Genomic DNA, 18,557 nt, shown 5'->3' on the forward strand with positions numbered 1-18,557 from the left:
TAGAAATAGCCCTCGCTTACTTTAGGAAAAGTATCGTCTAAAAGCGGCACAATAAACATGCTTTGAGAAGCTATCAAAGAAAAGAGTGGAGTTGGCCGTAAGCCGGGTTCTGTCGTGGGCAACCATTCCTCTAGATCAGCAATCGCTCACTGATTCAAGCAACCTACCCGATCCCCATGCGGGCCACACGTTAAGGGATCCTATTTGGTCTTGCTCCGGGTGGAGTTTACCTTGCCACACTCTGTTACCAGAGGTGCGGTGCGCTCTTACCGCACCCTTTCAGCCTTACCGGCATGTAAACATGCTTAGGCGGTCTTCTCTCTGCTGCACTTGTCGTCGGCTCACGCCGCCCAGACGTTATCTGGCACCCTGCCCTTTGGAGCCCGGACTTTCCTCCCCTTTCTTACGAAAGCGGCGATTGCCTGGCCAACTCCGAGGCGCATTCTACATGAAGTCCCCTACAATAGCACCCTATTCCTGCTCGCTGTAAAAGCAATGCTCAACGGCGCTTTTATCGAGCAGTTTGGTGATAATGAAAATTTGATCTCCCATTTCTATTTTGGTACTTCCTTTGGGTATAAGGGTTTCTTCACCACGAGCAATCATCGCCACTACCGTATTATCGGGAAGAGCTAATTCGCTAATGGTTTTATGTAGTGCGGGCGATAACTTCGAAACCTCTATTTCTATAAGCTCGCGCTTGCTCTTGGCAACTTTGACAATTTCTAGCGTGCTTGATTCCTTTACCTCATCGTCTAATACTAAGCCTAACTTGCGCGCCGCGTAGGGCAAGGTTGAACCCTGTAACAGGGCTGAAATAAGCACAATGAAGAACACCACATTGAAAATTAGCTCAGCGTAGGGCATACCAAATATCAGCGGGAAAATAGCTAAAATAATTGGCACCGAACCACGCAACCCCACCCACGAGATAAGCAACGACGCTTTAAATGAGAACTTCGAAAGCAACAAAATAGGCATAACCACCAGCGGACGGGCAATAAAAATAAGCACAAACGCAATGAGTAAGCCTTCCTTCCAGTTTACGAAAAGCTCAGTGGGTGTAACGAGCAAGCCGAGGATAACGAACATGGCAATTTGCCCAAGCCACGCCAAACCGTCGAGAAATACAAAGGTGTTGCGTTGATAGGCAAAGCGGCTATTACCCACTATTACGCCCGTTATGAAAGTAGCGAGGAAACCACTGCCATTTAGATTCGCAGCAAGGCCAAAAGACAATACGCCAAACAACATCACGAATACGGGGTACAAGCCAATGGCCATTAAGGTAACACGTCTGAAAAGCCATACTGCAATACCGCCAATGGCAAGGCCCACTATCGCGCCCACTCCCATTTGGCTGGCAAAGAGTGAGAGCAAGTCTACGGGCTTGGTAGAGCTGTCTTGAATAAGGGTTATTAGGCCAATGGTCAGGAATATGGCCATAGGATCGTTCGACGCACTTTCCAGCTCCAGTGTGGACTTTATTTTAGCGGGAATGCGTATACCAGCATTGCGCAGAACAGAAAACACTGCAGCGGCGTCTGTCGACCCTACAATAGCACCAAGCAATAAGCCCTTATAAAGCGGTAAATCGAGGATAATCATTGCCGCCACGCCGGTAAGCACTGCTGTTCCCACTACGCCAAAGGTGGCGAGCAAAGCCGCTGGCTTCCACGCCTGAATTATAGACTTTTTAGATGTTTGAAGACCGCCATCAAATAAAATAAGGATAAGCGCGAATGTACCTATAGCATGGGCGGCATCGGCATTATCAAAGAAAATTCGGCCAATCCCATCTTCACCAGCCAGCATACCTACACCAAGGAACAAAACTAAAACAGGTACGCCAAAGCGTGGAGATAATTTACTGGCCAGCACGCCCAAAATAGCAAGCACTGCACTGAGTAAAATAATGTGATCAACTGCAAACATTATACGCTCCTTATTGCCCTTGATGCTCACACCAAATTATTCGGGTATGCGTGAATGCATCAAGGGTTCCTGTTAATACTGTCAACTTATCGCGTTTTTGTGTCAAAGTATTGAGAGACAAAAACGCGCCAAGGCATACGGGTTAAGGAATTTGTGCCGCTTAGGGAATATGCGACAACGATGCCTTAATCTCTTCTGCAGTAGGCTTTAACTGTGCTTTCCCCTGTTTCTCTCTTCTACTACCCAACAAATACAATAATGTAGAGGTGATAAACAAGGTTGAAGACGTGCCAATCACGACAGCAAAAACCATAGGCACTGCAAAACTTTCTACTGCGTCACCACCAAATAAAGCCATTGGCAACAGGGCCAGCAGCGTAGTAACGGACGTAAATACCGTTCGACTTAATGTGCTGTTCACAGCTTCATTGATAGTACTTGCTAAAGGTTTGGTTGGGTCTAAACGCAATAGTTCACGGATGCGATCAAGTACCACCACTTTATCGTTTATTGAATAACCAATAAGCGCTAATAACGCTGCTACTGCGGTTAAGTTAAACTCGATACCGGTTAACGCGAAAAAGCCTATGGTTTTGGTTAAATCCAGTAACACGGTAAGCAGTGCTGCCGTCGCGAAATGCGCTTCAAAACGCGCCCACAAGTACACCAACATGCCGCCACCTGCGATAAGCAGCGCAAGAATTGATAGCTCTGCGAAGCCTCCGCTGACTTTCGGTCCAACCATATCAATCTTATCAAAACTTACCTGCTCGTCAGCCTGTGAAATCGCACGTTTTAGGGCATCAGTCTGCTTTGCATTACTATTTTCAAGCTCGCCACTGCTATCTAGAACAGGAGCACGCAACAAATAGTGATGCTCACTGCCGTATTCTTGAATTGCTATCTGATCAAAGCCATTACTTTCAATGACATTGCGCAGCTCATCGGTAGAAAGGCTTGGTGCGGTCAACTCAATCATAGTGCCGCCAGTAAAATCGACACCATAATGTAGACCCGGTTTGGCAAATAAACCAATTGAAAGCACTGTTAGCACTACCGAAATAGCTAATGCAATCTTACGTTTAGCCAGAAAATTAATACCGCTTAGCTTATCACTCAACCGCAGTAGCGGCGACGAGAAGCGCATGGGCGTGCGATCTCTCGTGTTTCTTTTTTTCAAATTAACCGCTTTTAGCATCAACATTTTAGTTAAGGCAACCGCAGTAAATACTGAAGATACAAGACCAAGGGCAATGGTGATAGCAAACCCTTTGATAGGCCCACTACCGAACATAAACAACAAGCTTACCGCTATAAGCGTAGTGAAGTTTGAATCTACTATTGTTGCAAATGCTTTTTCAAAGCCTACTTCTATTGCACTGGCTGATGGGCGGCCTTTTTTACTTTCCTCACGAATACGCTCATTGATCAAAATATTCGCATCTACCGCCATGCCCATCGTCAGAATCAAGCCTGCAATGCCCGGTAGAGTCAGTGTTGCGCCAAATAAGGTTAACGCGCCGAATACCAACGCCATGTTGATACACAAAGCAAAGCTCGCAATAGCCCCCCATCTGCCGTAAATCGCCACCATAAATGCTAATACTAACAACGCACCTGCTATGCCGCTTTCTACACCGGTTTGAATTGCGTCGCTACCTAAATCAGGCCCAACCGTACGTTCTTCTATAATATTAAGGGGCACAGGTAACGCGCCAGTGCGAAGCATTAATGCGGTATTACCTGCTTCGGGCAACGTAAAATTACCGGTAATTTCTCCTCGGCCGCCTGGGATCACGCTGTTAATAACCGGGGCGGTCACCACTTTATCGTCAAGAACAATAGCAAGCACCCGGCCAATGTTGTCACGGGTCATAGTGGCAAACTGCTTTGCACCGGCACTGTCTAAACGAAAGGTCACTACAGGCTGACCGGTTTCGCTACTTAAAACACCGGCCGCGTCAGTGATATGTTCACCTTCTAGCGCCACCTTTTGCTCTAAGCGATAGGAATTACCCGCCGCATCTTGTTTGCTCATTACTTGTTCTGAGCGACTGTTTGCAGCCCAATGAAAGGTCATTTGTGCGGTAGTGCCCAATAATTTTTTAACTTGCGTGGGGTCAGACATACCCGGCATCTGAACTAAAATGGCGTCTTTACCTTGTAGCGTAACGCTAGGCTCAGTAAGCCCTGTTTCGTTCAAACGCTTTCGCACTACTTCAACACTTCGACTTAAGGTGTCTTTAATTAGTTTTTCGGTGTATAGCTCGTTAAGCGTAAGAGTAACGGTGCTTTGCTTTATCGTAACATCAAGTGCGCTTGAACCATTTGGTTGAGCAGAAATTTGGTATGCGGCGTCTTTTACCTTTCTCGCATCATCTGTATTGCGCAAAGTAAAAACAACACTTTCAGAATCACTATCTTTATGAGTGAGTGAATGAGATGTTTTTGTATAGCGCACGTTTAGACTGCGCAATTCGCTAAACAAGTCGCTCGAAAAGCTGTTGAGCTGTTTTTCGAACAAGGCGTTAGTGTCTGCGGCTAATAACAGGTGCGAACCACCTTGCAAATCTAAGCCTAAAGATAGTGTGGAAGTGGTATACCACGTAGGTAACTGCTGTTTAATTGATTGTGGCAATATGTTGGGCGCTGCGCTCAGTAAACCGAGCATAACGATGAGCACATACATAAAGCCACGAAATGAAAATCGTGCCATTTTAGAATCCTGAATAATAAAGTTTTAAAACGCTTGAACGAGAAACAAAGAGGCTTTGCTTTCACGTTAGCGCGTGTAAAGGAGTTAACTCAGGATGGAAGGTGGGCCTCGAGGGCTCGCTTTTACCCACGTTTTATCATTATAGAAAGGGCCTGCTGATGGCACCTTGTTGGATGACGCTTTGTAAAAGGCAAAGTTTAGCAATGCCGATATTAAACCTTGCGGCTCTGCGTCGGTAGGCTTTTCGCCTTTATCACCGGTTAGCTTAGTTGCGCTAAACCTAAGAGAGTAGCTTTGTGTACTGTGTACAAATTTAGCCAGCGGAGATTGCGATGTAACTTCAGCATTACTCGCTACATTAGGTGTCTGAAAACCCGTGCTAACAATTAGATACGACAATACCCACGCAACAAGAAATGGCGTAAATGAAGAAGGGTAAAAGCGTTTTATAAAAGCGGGCACGATATTTAGGCTGGTTTAATTAACATTACAATTTCAGACAAGCCAGTGAGATGGGGGCAAACAGATTATTTTCAACGCTATCTGTTACGAGCATTACAAATAAAAAGAGCGCCGTTAAAAGCGCTCTTTTGCATTTTACACTTACTTAAAACAACTGACTGTCCTATGAGGGTTAAACCACTGCAATCACGTCTTCTTTTGGTAAACGCGCTTTTGGAAGGCCGTGATTCCAATCTTGCTCTGTATCTGCGTAGCCCATAGCCAGTGCCACTTCACAAATGTGACCGTCTAATTCTTCTTTAAATAGTTCGCCAAGTAAGTCAGGATCGACACCCTCCATAGGTGTGGAAGCTATCCCTAAACGGGCCAAAGTGTGTAATACATTACCCAATGCCAAATAAACTTGGGCTTTAGTCCACGCGGCGTTGTTACCATTTTCATCGGTATTCGCTTCAGCAAACGCATAAGCGCCCATAAAGTTTTCACGCATGTCTTCAGGTAAATGACCAGAAGCGACTTCCGCATCTACACGCTTAACGAATTTTTCTTTGGTGAATTTAGGGTCGTAGGCAAACAAAATAGTATGCGATGCTTCTTTAGCGTGATGTTGGTTAAACTGATGCTTATTTTCAAAGCTATCGTGCAAACGCTGCTTTGCTTCATCGCTTTCTACTACAACAAACTTCCAAGGCTGAGAGTTGATAGAAGACGCTGATAGACGCAAAGCTTCAAGAATGGTAGCAAGGTCGTCCGCTGAGATGCGTTTGTTTGCATCGTACTTCTTAACCGTATAACGCTTGTTTAAATCTTCAATAATTGGATGAGACACAACTAACTCCTCAGAACATTAAAAGGGGAAAACTCAAAAGTTGTGTGTATGGTATAGATTCAGCTTTTCAATGATAAGCCCGATAAAAAATGAATCAGTTTCAAAATATTTTTGAAACTGAACTGGCATTGTAAAAATTCGTTCAAGGTTTATACAGCTAAGCTAAGTGGGTGTTGTAATTCCAGCGCAATTAGGTAGCACACTTTTTTTTCACTTTGAATTGCTTAATTTTGTGGTCTACTATTTTGATAATTTTAATTTTTCGCCAGTTAGATTCTTAGAAGCCTAAAAGCCGATATTCTTACCATGGATCCTAGGTAACCTTGACAACCACTTCATCATCTCAACAAACCACTGCGGGACATCAAGAAATGAGGGCAGTGCGCCAAAGTAGGCGTTACACACTGTGCTATGTTCTGACCACCATTGGCGTTATTTTTTTATGTGCCTTAGGCGGATTCAGTTTATACGATGGGTCTGTACTGTTAGGTAGTATCCTCCTTGCCAACGCGGCAATTGGGTTATTTAACCTTTACCTTTTAAAGCGCAGCAATAATGTTGAACGCGCAGCTATTGTTTTAAGCGGCATTTTATTTACTCTTTCAATGACCCTGCTGATTACGGGGGGTAAAGATAATACGGGTTTACTCTGGGTTTACCCCATTGCTGCAATTAATCTTTTTATCAACCGCTTTTGGCCTGCAGTCGCTGTATTTACTCTCTTCACTGTGACTAGCACTTTACTGTTGTTTACACCATTATCTGCGTTGCTAGTAACTAGTTACACACTTGTTGAATCTATTCGTTTTATCCTTACTACACTGGCTCTTAATACAATATGTCTCGCGGCGTTGAAGTCTGAAGAACAATCGTACCAAACCATCATGCAGCTTCATGATGACGATATTCGTCAGATGGCCTATTACGACACCTTAACAGGCCTACCTAATCGCTGGAGTTTTAAAACAAATTTAAATCGAATGCTAAGCCGAGCTAAAAAAGACAAACAGCGTATTGGGTTGTTATACATAGACCTCGATAATTTTAAGCAGGTGAATGATCAATATGGTCATGACGCTGGGGATCGCCTTTTACTCAAATTCAGTGAACGTCTTTGGGAAGCGATTCGCCCTACAGATCGAGTATTCAAAAGTAGTTCAGAAAGTCTTGCTAGGCTTGCTGGGGATGAGTTTGTTGTATTATTGCCTAACATCAAAGAACCTATAGATGCGGCAACCGTCGCCTCACGTATTTTAGAGGTGTTTAACGGGGGCTTTGAAGTAGATGGTATAAAGCACATGACTTATGCGAGCATAGGAATCGCTGTCTACCCAGACGATGCTACTGAACCTTCAGACCTGATTAACCACGCTGATGCTGCCATGTATAACGCAAAACATAGTGGTAAGAATTGCTTCAAATTTTTTACACAAGATATTGCAGATAACTTACGAGATCGCCAACAAATTGAACAGGGCCTCAAGCTCGCGTTAAGTGAAGAACAGTTTTCTTTAGTATTTATGCCAATATACGACTGCCGAAATAGCTCGATAGTTGCTGTTGAAGCCTTGCTTAGGTGCCATACGCCAGACCTCAAAGGAATAGGCCCTGATCGCTTCATCCCTGTCGCGGAAGCAACTGGTCTTATAAAAGATATCGACCTTTGGGTTATCAAAAATGCATTGGAAGCACTCGTTAATCTTCAGTCGGAACATGGCTTCAACGGTAAAATCTGCATAAATATTTCTGGCGTAGAGTTACATAACGAACTATTCCCTTCCCAAGTTAAAGCCTTACTGGAAACCTACAATGTATCACCCGAATACATTGAGCTTGAAGTAACAGAAACCGCTTTTGTTGCAGGAGATACCGCTTGTATAGCAACGCTAGAAGCGTTAGAAGCACTGGGAGTATCACTAGCGTTAGATGATTTTGGAACCGGGTACACTGCGTTTAGCCAATTGATCAATTACCCTGCAGACTGCTTAAAAATAGACCGTTCATTTGTGAATGATTTATTTTCTGAGCGAGAAGCCAGACAAAAAATGGTTATGGTTATACAGAATTTAGCCAAGTTGTATGGGCTACGCGTAATCGCAGAAGGCGTTGAGACTGAAGAACAACTCAAATATCTGAAAGACAGTGGCTGTGATTGGGCACAAGGTTATTACTTGTCTAAACCGCTTAACTGGAACGATTTGATAAAAACGTTGAGCGTGTAGGTAAACGTTTGCATCTATCGCGAGTAATCGGAATTGCTCTATCACTCTGATTGCGCCTATTAGGCGTTTCATAAAATTTCTTAATGTCTAATTCAGCGTCTATGCTTATACTCTCTAACAAAATTACTAGGAAAATTAGGGTTTTATTATGAAAAGGCTTTTGCTGCTACCGCTACTTTTTATTTCATCGTTCGCGTTAGCAGACAGCGGCTCTCGCTTAATCGCCTCGGGTGGAATTACCGGCTTTGAAGGCACCGCAGGGGGCGGCATAACCCCTTGGGCATTTATTGGCGGCTACACGAGTAAAGAAGAAGTCAGCTACTCTTCCAATGTGCAATACTTGAGCCTTAACGACTACTCGCTCACTACTGCTGGTGCAGGCATAAGTCTTTTTGACCGCGTTGAAATTAGCATACAGCGCCAGCGTTTAAATATTTCAGCTGGGTTAACCAGCAATGTTTTTGCGCTACTAACTGAAGGTGCGGTGACCAATGCTAACAGTACAACTATCGAGCAAGATATTGTGGGGGCAAAGGTTAAATTGTTCGGTGATGGTGTTTTTACCCAAAAATCATGGGCGCCGCAAATCGCTTTAGGCGCCCAGTATAAGAAAAATAGAGATGTTGATAGTTCGCTTTCATTACCAGATGGCACCGTTCCACTTCCTGAAATAGGAGTACCTTTACTTTTAGGTGCGAAGGACGACAGCGGTACTGACATCTACCTCTCGGCGACTAAATTATGGCTAGGCATACCGTCAGGCTATAATTTACTCACTAATTTAACCGCTAGGTACACCAAGGCAAATGTGTTTGGTCTATTGGGTTTCGGAACTGAAGGTAACGACAATGCAAAAGTTGAGTGGGAAGGCTCCGTTGCAGTATTAATCAGCCCCACCACGGCAATTGGCACTGAGTTTCGAACGCAAACGAATCGGTTAGGTGGGCTAGCCGAAGAGGACACGGTTATTGATGCTTTTATTGCTTACTTTCCAAATAAGTCTATTTCAATTACCGCTGCCTATGTGGATTTAGGTAATTTACCGCTGCAAGAGAGCTCAAGCGGCTTCTACCTAACGGTAAATGGCAATTTTTAATGGGGAGATACCACCTATGAAGTTGTTGAAATGTATTCCTATTGCAGCACTAGCGCTACTAAACATTTTGCTTTCTGGTTGTGCAAGTACTGAAAAGCAAAGTCTGTATGATGAAATTGGTGGCCATAAAACCCTGAACACTGTCTATGGTGTGGCTATCACTCGTATTTACACTGACCCTGTCATTGGTCACTACTTTAAAGGGGTTCCAAAAAAGCATCTACGGGATCAGCTCGTTTTGCAAACCTGTGAGCTTATTGGCGGGCCTTGCGAGTACGATGGTAAATCAATGTTAGAGTCTCACAAAGGTCTTAACATCAAAGAGCGTGAATTCTATATTTTGGTTGAGTATGTTCAAGGCGCTATGCGCGATGTAGGCCTTACCTATCAACAGGAAAATCGTATTCTTAAACTGCTAGCACCAATAAAGTACGAAACGGTTTATCTTTAAACGCCGTTAAACGTTTGAGCAAATGGAAAACCTCAGATTGGCGAGTTTTTCACGCATAACATACAGAACTTTTTATTTACTTGTGTTCTTAGTAGAAAAAATTATTCCAAATGCCACATAAATTTTGCTGACGGTAGCAGTTCTTTTTGACATAAGATGTATAGCAGAAAGTAGTTTGAAGAAAATAGTAAGTTCGTCACTTCGCATTATAAACCTTAAATTACATCGCCTACTAAGTTAGGTTTTTGCGAATAACTTACATATATTTGCTCATCACTTAACTTTATTTCCAAGTAACCCAGAAAGTTAGGCCAATCTTGAAGCGTTAATCGTTTGTCTCCAATACGAGCCGCTAAGGTGGCTAATATGGTGTCGTGAGTAACCCATATATGTACTCCATCAGCCGAGTTATTCAACAGTGCTTTAATATCACTAAAAATACGTGCAGCCGAATTGTTTAAATCATAAAAACCATCCCATGACTCAGTACCTGAAAGCAAATGTAAATTTACTGCTTTATGACCTTTTTTCAGCCAATGTTGCCAAGCTAAGTCACCATCTTTAATAATAAAACCAGGATCGCCTAATAGGCGGCACTGCTGTATATCATTAGGTTTAAAGTGAGTCGCCTGAGCTATTAGTTCGGCTGTTTGCACACATCGACCAATAGGGCTGGTTCTAATACTCAATACTTGACCGCTTATTAGCGAAGCAAATAATTTACTCTGCTCAATACCTTCATCAGTCAGCATTACATCATTACCCACAGTGTTCGGTGAAATATCGGGCCGAGCAGCATGTCTTACAATGAGCACTCTTTTCATGTGTTTATGTCCGTATTAACTTCATTACAGTTACTAAGCCATCTTTTTTAATAACTGAATCAATGCAAAGTCCTGCTTTTTTAAAAAGCGCTTCAAATTGGCTTTGCGTCCTTTCTTGTCCACCTGTCACTGTGAGTAAATGTAAATCGCAGAGGGAGCCACCAAAACTGTACTCATCAAGTAACATTTCAAACACATAAATCGCCCCATTATGTTGTAACGAGGTTGCTGCATTTAAAAGAATTTGCAAAGCATTGGTATCGTTCCAGTCATGAAGCACACGCGAAAGCATTATTTTATTTGCCTTAACAGGCCATGTTTCAAAAAGGTCAAAGGCTCTCTTATTATTGAATTCACTAGAATCAATAACACCTGCAAGGTCACCCAAAATCACATTTGAAGATGGGAACTGATTAAGAATAAGCTGTGCTAATAAACCATTGCCACCCGCAGCATCAAAAACAACATCGCCTTTTTCAATATCTAAATAGCAAACAAGCTCTTGATAATCTTTTAAAGCGTAGCTGCGCAGCATATTGTGATGCCTTTGGGTATGCTTCTTGGACAAACTTACTTGTTTAAAAATATCATTAGCTTTAATGTCTTCTTGCATTAATTGTGTGAGGCTATGCCACCTTTGCATTAACTCACCACGATACTCTATCGCAGCACTCGCAAGCGACATAGGATGGTTTGTATTTAAAAAAGCCCCTTTGGGTAACACATGCCAAATGTGTTGTTCGCATGTTACCAACCCTAACTCTGCTAAGGCATTAAGCAGGCGCGTTAAGCGTTTTTCCAATGTGTTTGTGTGAATGGCTAACTGGGCTGTGCCGTTAGGTAAGTAGTCAAACACTTTTAAATCGACGGCAGCTGCAATAGTAAAGGTTCGCCAGTAGCCAACCATATCAGCAGATAAAGCTCCAAAGTCATCATTCTTTGCAGCTCTAAGCTCTCTAATTAGATTGCCTTGCTCATTAATAATTTGCAGTGCACCGGTGTGCGTTTCAACGCGCGAAAATCCATTATAAAACGGTTCAACACTTGCGTAGCGATTTGCATAAATAGGATTGCCACTTTTATCAATGTGATGCCAACCATCATCGCTCTTGGCTCTTGCAAATCCCTTATGAAAAACATCCAAGTCTAAAAACCAGTTTGAATGAATAAATCGACCTTGCTTATCAATGTGCGTACTCAGGCCGTTTTCAGTCTGAGCAACGGCAATACCTTCTCTAAAATCGCCACAGTAAATCCACTTCTTTTCATAAAGAGGCTGGCCTAATTTATCAATATGAAAGTAAAAGCCGTCCTTATTACATACAACAGCAATGTTTTGTTGATAATTACCTACAAAGGCATAGCGCTGCGCATAAGCTGCAAAGCCACTTGGCAAGATATGAAACCAGTCATCGTTTTCTACTACAGCGGCTACGCCACAGTAAAAACCAAAAGTACGATTAAATTTGTGCGGGTAAATTGCTTCGCCTGTTTCGTCTATGTGCCACGCTTGGCCATTTAAGCAAACAGGCGCAACTTGGTAGACGTTGTCTATATCATGAAAAGATAAGACTTCATCAAAACGTGCAGAGTAAGCTGGGGTGCCATCAGCAAAAGTGTGGTATTTACCATCGCCCGAAACAGAGAGTTTAGCTAATATGCTCATTACGGGCGCCTCATAGTGCACTGCTTACACAAAGGGTGATTTTGATATGTATTCATCAACTCAACATACTGCTCACTCTGTGCTAATTCTGATAGTGATGACTCGGCAACCGAGCCAAATTCCCCTAATGATTTACGCTCTTGATCCGGAGCACAACACACATTAAAACGACCCGATGGATCAATCCAAATCTCTTTACCTAAAAAGGGGCAGTGACCATTCGGTGCTATATCGTCTAAATTATCTAGGTGTAGCTCAGAAAAATTATCTAGCTTAAAAGGTCTGATTGCGGTTTTATTGTGTGATTCAACGCGCTCATGGCAGTACTTAACTATTTGATTCCAACGCTCTGCAAACACAATATCGTTACGTAAGTTTTCAGTTGCAATTTCATCAAAGTGCGACCATAACTGGTGACCCTTTATACGGTCAAATCCCAGAGCAATAGCAAGGTCAACCATTTGAGGAATTTCTTCTAGGTTGCTGCGTAAGAAGGTTAGCTGCATTGTTATTGAACAATAATGACGCTCGGCCCAGCTGTCTCTAACAGCAATAAAGCGTTTCGCATTTTCAATATGTTCGCTTAATTGAGCACCAAGCATTATGTTACTGTGAGTGGTGGCAGTTGCCCCATTCCACGAAATTTTTACATCACTACCAATAGGTACAATACGATTAGCCCAGTATTCAACATTGTGGTGTTTATCGGGGCTTGGAAAAGTGCCATTAGTGGTTAAATTTAACGATAACCCCAACTCATGGCATAAATCTAAAAACACATCAAAATGCGGATAAAGTAATGGTTCTCCCATTGTTGAGGGGATCACTTCTTTAATGCCCATTGCAGCCGCATCGCGGATCACCTGCTCAAGCATCACTCTATCCATATTAGGGCGCAATCGCCCTTGCTGTTTACGCAATTTAGGGCTGTCAGAATAAGGCGAATGATCCTCACACATTACACAGTTTAAATTACAGGTATCTGGGTTGGTGTCCAAGGTAATGCGCCAAAAATCGGTTTCCCTCACTGCATCAACTCCTTGTAGCGCGCTTCTAAATCAATAATATGCTGATCAATACATGGAATTTCGCCATCTTCGCTATATGCATAGCCCTTTTCTCCAAGTTGTCTCGCACATTGTGGGTCGTCAACAAACACCTGCATTTTTTCAGCCAGTGCATCAACATTTCTATGTTCATAGGTCAGGCCATTTACGCCGTTTAAAACGTATTCACCCATACCGCCATCGTTAGCAGTAATCACAGGTACTCTAGACTGTTGCGCTTCATGTATCACAAGCGGAGAATTCTCAACCCAAACCGAAGGCGTTACAATTGCATCGGTTTTGCTAAATACATCAACAGCTATGTGCTGGTTTTTATATTCAGGCATCCATTGAATACTTTTTTGTTTTGCAAGTGGTAACGTGGCAGCAATGGCACGCAATGCGCGAGAGTCTTGCCCTCTATCGCGGCCCCAAATACGTAAAATAGCATCGCCTTTTATTTTGCCAAATGCCTCAATTAACTGGTGAATACCCTTAGCCGGAATATGCGTACCAATGTACCCAAAGGTAAAAGGTTCAGCTTCATTACGAACACGGCCTAACATACGAGAACGATCAAAACCGTAGTCTAAGTAAATGCTTTTATCTTTTGGTAAGCCAAAATCTTTTTCGTAACGATTTTTTAAATATTTGGCAGGAGATATAAATAGATCAACTTGCTCAACAACCTCTTTTACGTGGCGCATCCTGCGTTCAACCCAGTTTTCCCAATAAGCAATGTCTTGGTCTAGCTCTTCTTTATCACCTGAAAAGTAACGGGCGTAACATTGGGTGGCACACTTTTTATTTTCTTGTCCATCACATGCAGCCCACAGATTATCGTCAGCAGAGTGCATTTGCATAAATTGCCCACGTGGACACATCAACCAATAATCGTGCAACGTATAAACAACAGGAATATTGCGTTTTTTGGCTTCAAACACCAAAGAGGTCGATAAATGATTTAAATGACCAATATGTACAATATCAGGGCAATACTCATCTAATAACTCGGCAAATTTTTGGTCAATAATTGCTAAGCGATATCTATCTCTGTGGCGTGGGTTATTAACAAGGTGTAATGCAATTTCAGGCATGTCAGCATCGTGGCTAATTCTTATGTCGCCGTCAGGTCTAAATGCATCTTCTTCACGTGTAAACACACGAACCTCATGGCCTTTTTTAACTAATCCATGACAAATAGTTTGAGAATAAACTTCCGAACCCGCGTTATACAACATAGGGTAGCCATGTATTACTTTTAATATTTTCACGAATGCGCTCCTAATTTTAATTTTTTATTATATGCGTCAACTAACCTTGCAATCCCTTGTTCAGGTAAAACACTCGCCTGCCAACTTAGTAGCGATTTAGCACGAGACGGGTCGCCAATAAACCGCGCCACATCGTAATCACGAGACGCCGCCTCAACAATAGTTGAAGAGCTATTTGCGGCTTTAATGGCCATTTGTGCGGCTTGCTTTAAAGTTGTGCCATGCCCGGGTAATAAATGAATGGGCGGCAATTGTTGTTCACCTTCAATCAATAATGTTATGGCTTTTACTAAACCTGCTACGGTGTCATCTACATGAGTAAAATCAAATAAATGCTCAAAGCCATCAACGCGTAAATCAATGCCTAATGCGGCATTTTTACTAAACGCAGGTAGTACTCTATCTTCATGATCAAGCGTACAGCCATACACGTTAGCTAACCTTATAATGGCGGTGTTAATACCCGCATTTCGTGCGCTTAAAGCGGCATCTTCCATGTAAAGCTTAGAGCGACCATAAATATTAACGGGCGCTAAAGGCATGGTTTCTGTGACGGGTAAAGTTTTTGGCTCGCCATAAACCTCGCGGCTACTGGCAACCAGTACCCAAGGTTTATGTATACTGTCTGTTACCAATTTAAGAAGTTGTTCACTGGCCAGTGCATTAGTTTGCCAGCACTTTTCAGGGGCATTCTGCGCCCACACAACGCGCGAAACAGCCGCTAAATGTATAACGCCACAGCATTCATTGAGTGCTTGGCTTAACTGCCATGTATTACAAATATCGCCTGTTCCATCGGCAATATCAAAACCAACTACTTCATAACCTAGTTGACGTAATTGGGGAGATAAATGACGGCCAATCAATCCCAAGTGGCCTGTCATTAAAATCTTATTCATTAATTCATAATCCTTTACTGCTTAATCAGTGATATTTCTATATTCACTGACAGCCTCTAATATACAATCAAGTGCTCGTGCGTCTTATCCCTCATTCTGCTTTCCTGCCTACCTAAACATTGGAATTAGTTAGCAGCAAAACCTAAGCGCCGCTCGATGATATTAGAGGGGAAATACTCAAAACAAAAAGCCCACTTCAAAAAGCGGGCCTTTAAAATTATCTGAACAGCTTAATTCCGATAAAAAACTTAATTACTGTGAACACTTAGCTCGGCGTAATCGCGTTGTGATAAACGTCTTGTACGTCGTCACAGTCATTAAGCATGTCCATGAATTTTTCAAACATCGGCATATCTTCTTCGCTGATCTCAGTTTCAGTCTGAGGCATCCAGCTCATCTCATCAGCAATGAACGTAATATCTGGATAAGCTTCTGTTAGCGCAGTTTTTACTTGATAGAATTCAGTGTGCGGCGCATAAACCGTCACTTTACCGTCTTCAACTTCAACGTCAGTTACGTCTACGTCTGCTTCCATTAGCACTTCTAAGATGGCGTCTTCGTCGTCGCCTTCAAACTGGAATACCGCTTGGTGATCGAACATGTGCGATACCGCACCCTGAGCACCTAGCTTTGCATTGGTTTTAGTGAAGCAGTTACGAACTTCAGTAATAGTGCGGTTGGCATTATCAGACAAGCAGTCAACAATAACCATGCAGTTACCCGGGCCAAAGCCTTCGTAACGCATAGGCTGGAAATCTTCACCTGCGCCACCAGCGGCTTTATCAATAGCTTTTTCAATAACGTGGCTTGGTACTTGGTCTTTCTTCGCCTTTTCCATTAAACGACGAAGTGAAAGGTTAGTGTCTGGGTCGGCACCACCATTTTTTGCGCACACGTAAATTTCTTTACCGTACTTAGAATAAACCTTTGTTTTTGCGCCGGCAGTTTTTGCCATGGCGGCTTTACGAACTTCGAATGCTCTTCCCATCTTAAAATTCTCTTTCTCGCAATTTGAAATGCTGCGTTGGGTTTTATCGGGCTACCTGTTGCCTGACCGTTCATCAGGCGCATCGCTCTGCCTTACTTGGTAGCATTGCCGAACTCGACATTTCAATAAATGGTCGAACGCGACGGTGCTAGAAATTGCCAAGCGAAACACTGCCCAAAATAACGGTAGGCTAAGCGACACAAAAAATTTGGGCGAAATTCTACCTTAATTTTCGTGTAATACCAATGTGAACGCCCCTAGAAAGGGTGTAGGTTAGTAGCTTTCACATTTTCAATGAGGTCAAAATGTACTCTGACCCCATATTTATGCTTACGGTAGATGTTCGGTTGCTAGGTAGTCGTGTGACTGCATTTCCTTTAAACGACTGAGGCAGCGTCTGAACTCGAAGTTGAGTAGTCCTTCGGTATAAAGGCATTCCAGTGCAACTTCTGCCGAAATGATGAGTTTCACGTTACGCTCATAGAACTCGTCTACCATAGCAATAAAGCGGCGCGCCACATCGTCGTTATGCTGACCCATTTCCATAACATTGGCTAAAAGCACTGAGTGATAACAGCGGCTTAACTCAATGTAATCGCTCTGGCTACGGGGCCCGCCACACAAAGCTTTAAAATCTATCATCAATACACCGTCTGCGTTTCGAAGTGTAGGTATTTTACGGTTGTTCACTTCGATATCTTCTCCTTCAGAGCCTTCTTCTGGTGCTAGCTGAGAAAAGTAGCTATACAAGTTCTCGGTGGCTGCATCATCAAGCGGATGGTGATAAATTTCAGCTTGCTCTAAGGTTCTCAAGCGATAATCGATACCGCTATCAACATTCACCACGCGGGTATTCTGATTTAGTAAGTCGATGGCTGGTAAGAATCGCGCACGCTGTAATCCGTTCTTATACAAATCGTCTGGCACTATGTTAGAGGTTGCCACCAGCACAATACCGTGACCAAATAACTCTTCCATTAACGTGCCTAAAATCATGGCATCAGTAATATCGGATACGAAAAACTCGTCAAAACAGATAACTCGTGCTTCTTTTGCCAGCTTTGCCGCCACCAACTTCAAAGGATCTTGTTCGCTTTTAAGCTGCTTAAGTTCGTCGTGCACGCGATACATAAAGCGGTGAAAATGCACGCGCATTTTCTTTTCAAAAGGCAAGCAATCGTAGAAGGTATCTACTAAGTAGGTTTTACCTCGCCCTACCCCGCCATAAAAGTAAATGCCTTGAATACCCGGTTTGGCATGTCCTTTCCCAAACGCAGCTTTTAACTTAACCCGCCAAGTCATTTTCTTTTTGGGCTCGGTCAATTCATCGTACAAACGCTGAAGTTCTTTTACTGCATTTTCTTGTGCCGCGTCATAATGAAAATCAGACGACTGAAGATCTAGCTGATATTTTTCCCATGGCGTCATCGCCGAAACCACTCCGTACAAAAGTCAATAGCGGCGCTTGCTGCACCGACCTGCTTGAATTTCTCAATTATGACCTTAATTTTAATGGAAATCACGGTAGAATCTCACATTGAAATTCGACATACACTGAATAAATGAAACTATGTATGCGCTTTTCGGGTTTGACCTTGCTATATTCAGCATATGGTCGAAAGCAGCTTTTAGATCGTAGAAAGAAAGGTCGGCTGCACGATGTAGATTTATTCGGAGAATATAATGGAATTGTTAGTATCTCTTGCTTTGTTAGTTGTTGGTTTAATTATTGGCTTTTTCGCTGGTCGCTTTCTTCAACAAAAGCAAGGCGCAGGTAATGCTGCACAAACTGAGAAGCAAGTTAAAGAGATCCTCGCACAACAGGCGCAGCATCATATACATCAAACTCGTCAAAGCTTAGAAAGCATTGAGAGTCAGTGCGAAACGCTAAAACAACAGATAGAAGAATACGAAATGCTGCTTGAACAAGGCAGCGATGAAGAAGACAGCAAGGTTCCTTTTTATGGGGAGCAAGCTACAACCTATTTACGCAATAATTTGAAAGGGACTGACAAGTCTAAAGGAAATCGTGTTTCTGATACTCAACCAAAAGACTTTGCGAATACAGGGTCTGGGTTGTTCGTCGGCGGTTCTGAGCAGAATAACGCAGAAAAACAGTAACATCGGGAACTTTATTCAAGCGTCAGAC

15 protein-coding genes and 1 other RNA gene are annotated in these 18,557 nt (G+C 42.9%); 4 read left to right on the forward strand and 12 right to left on the reverse strand.

Annotated features, from left to right (window positions below):
- Positions 1-83: 83 nt before the first annotated feature.
- The 5 genes from rnpB to ACXAFM_RS05540 all read right to left on the reverse strand — a co-directional run bounded on the left by rnpB (position 84) and on the right by ACXAFM_RS05540 (position 5,942).
- Positions 84-434: RNase P RNA component class A (rnpB, locus tag ACXAFM_RS05520), an RNA gene on the reverse strand.
- 37 nt (positions 435-471) lie between these two features.
- Complete coding sequence (locus tag ACXAFM_RS05525) at positions 472-1,935, reverse strand: potassium/proton antiporter (RefSeq protein ID WP_474833782.1); 1,464 nt, start codon at positions 1,933-1,935, stop codon at positions 472-474.
- Between the two features lie 160 nt (positions 1,936-2,095).
- Positions 2,096-4,651, reverse strand: a complete 2,556-nt coding sequence (secD, locus tag ACXAFM_RS05530) for a protein translocase subunit SecD (RefSeq protein WP_474833784.1) — start codon at positions 4,649-4,651, stop codon at positions 2,096-2,098.
- A gap of 84 nt (positions 4,652-4,735) precedes the next feature.
- Positions 4,736-5,113, reverse strand: coding sequence for a hypothetical protein (locus tag ACXAFM_RS05535; RefSeq protein ID WP_474833786.1), 378 nt, complete (start codon positions 5,111-5,113; stop codon positions 4,736-4,738).
- Between the two features lie 172 nt (positions 5,114-5,285).
- A complete protein-coding gene (locus ACXAFM_RS05540; RefSeq protein ID WP_474833788.1) occupies positions 5,286-5,942 on the reverse strand; it encodes an NAD(P)H-dependent oxidoreductase in 657 nt (218 codons plus the stop codon).
- A 323-nt stretch (positions 5,943-6,265) separates the two neighbouring features.
- On the opposite strand from ACXAFM_RS05540, the gene ACXAFM_RS05545 reads away from it, so the two are divergent.
- From ACXAFM_RS05545 to ACXAFM_RS05555, 3 genes are all read left to right on the forward strand, one after another.
- A complete protein-coding gene (locus ACXAFM_RS05545; protein WP_474833790.1) occupies positions 6,266-8,164 on the forward strand; it encodes a putative bifunctional diguanylate cyclase/phosphodiesterase in 1,899 nt (632 codons plus the stop codon).
- Positions 8,165-8,312: 148 nt separating this feature from the next.
- Positions 8,313-9,260: a DUF3034 family protein gene (locus ACXAFM_RS05550; RefSeq protein WP_474833792.1), complete on the forward strand. Its 948-nt coding sequence runs from the start codon at positions 8,313-8,315 to the stop codon at positions 9,258-9,260.
- 16 nt (positions 9,261-9,276) lie between these two features.
- Positions 9,277-9,711 (forward strand): group I truncated hemoglobin, encoded by a 435-nt coding sequence (locus ACXAFM_RS05555; RefSeq protein WP_474833794.1) that lies wholly within the window; start codon positions 9,277-9,279, stop codon positions 9,709-9,711.
- Between the two features lie 215 nt (positions 9,712-9,926).
- Here the strand turns inward: ACXAFM_RS05555 and ACXAFM_RS05560 are convergent, their stop codons facing one another.
- The 7 genes from ACXAFM_RS05560 to zapE all read right to left on the reverse strand — a co-directional run bounded on the left by ACXAFM_RS05560 (position 9,927) and on the right by zapE (position 17,836).
- On the reverse strand, positions 9,927-10,535 hold the full coding sequence (locus ACXAFM_RS05560; RefSeq protein ID WP_474833796.1) for a histidine phosphatase family protein: 609 nt from the start codon (positions 10,533-10,535) through the stop codon (positions 9,927-9,929).
- Positions 10,536-10,539: 4 nt separating this feature from the next.
- Entirely contained in the window at positions 10,540-12,201 is a 1,662-nt protein-coding gene (locus ACXAFM_RS05565; protein ID WP_474833798.1) for a methyltransferase, read from the reverse strand.
- Entirely contained in the window at positions 12,201-13,229 is a 1,029-nt protein-coding gene (locus ACXAFM_RS05570; RefSeq protein ID WP_474833800.1) for a radical SAM protein, read from the reverse strand. The genes ACXAFM_RS05565 and ACXAFM_RS05570 overlap by 1 nt, the downstream gene beginning before the upstream one ends.
- The gene (locus ACXAFM_RS05575) at positions 13,226-14,521 is read right to left on the reverse strand and encodes a glycosyltransferase (RefSeq protein ID WP_474833802.1); all 1,296 of its coding nucleotides are present in this window, start codon (positions 14,519-14,521) and stop codon (positions 13,226-13,228) included. The genes ACXAFM_RS05570 and ACXAFM_RS05575 overlap by 4 nt, the downstream gene beginning before the upstream one ends.
- Positions 14,518-15,420, reverse strand: coding sequence for an NAD-dependent epimerase/dehydratase family protein (locus ACXAFM_RS05580; protein ID WP_474833804.1), 903 nt, complete (start codon positions 15,418-15,420; stop codon positions 14,518-14,520). Before ACXAFM_RS05580 ends, ACXAFM_RS05575 begins: the two co-directional genes overlap by 4 nt.
- 265 nt (positions 15,421-15,685) lie before the next feature.
- Positions 15,686-16,408: a YebC/PmpR family DNA-binding transcriptional regulator gene (locus ACXAFM_RS05585; RefSeq protein WP_474833806.1), complete on the reverse strand. Its 723-nt coding sequence runs from the start codon at positions 16,406-16,408 to the stop codon at positions 15,686-15,688.
- A 330-nt stretch (positions 16,409-16,738) separates the two neighbouring features.
- Positions 16,739-17,836: a cell division protein ZapE gene (gene zapE / locus ACXAFM_RS05590; RefSeq protein ID WP_474833808.1), complete on the reverse strand. Its 1,098-nt coding sequence runs from the start codon at positions 17,834-17,836 to the stop codon at positions 16,739-16,741.
- Positions 17,837-18,091: 255 nt separating this feature from the next.
- Here zapE and ACXAFM_RS05595 point away from each other — a divergent pair, with 255 nt between their 5' ends.
- Positions 18,092-18,529, forward strand: a complete 438-nt coding sequence (locus ACXAFM_RS05595; RefSeq protein WP_474833810.1) for a ZapG family protein — start codon at positions 18,092-18,094, stop codon at positions 18,527-18,529.
- Positions 18,530-18,557 lie beyond the last annotated feature (28 nt).

This window comes from Alteromonas sp. ABD4_190, from assembly GCF_056160105.1.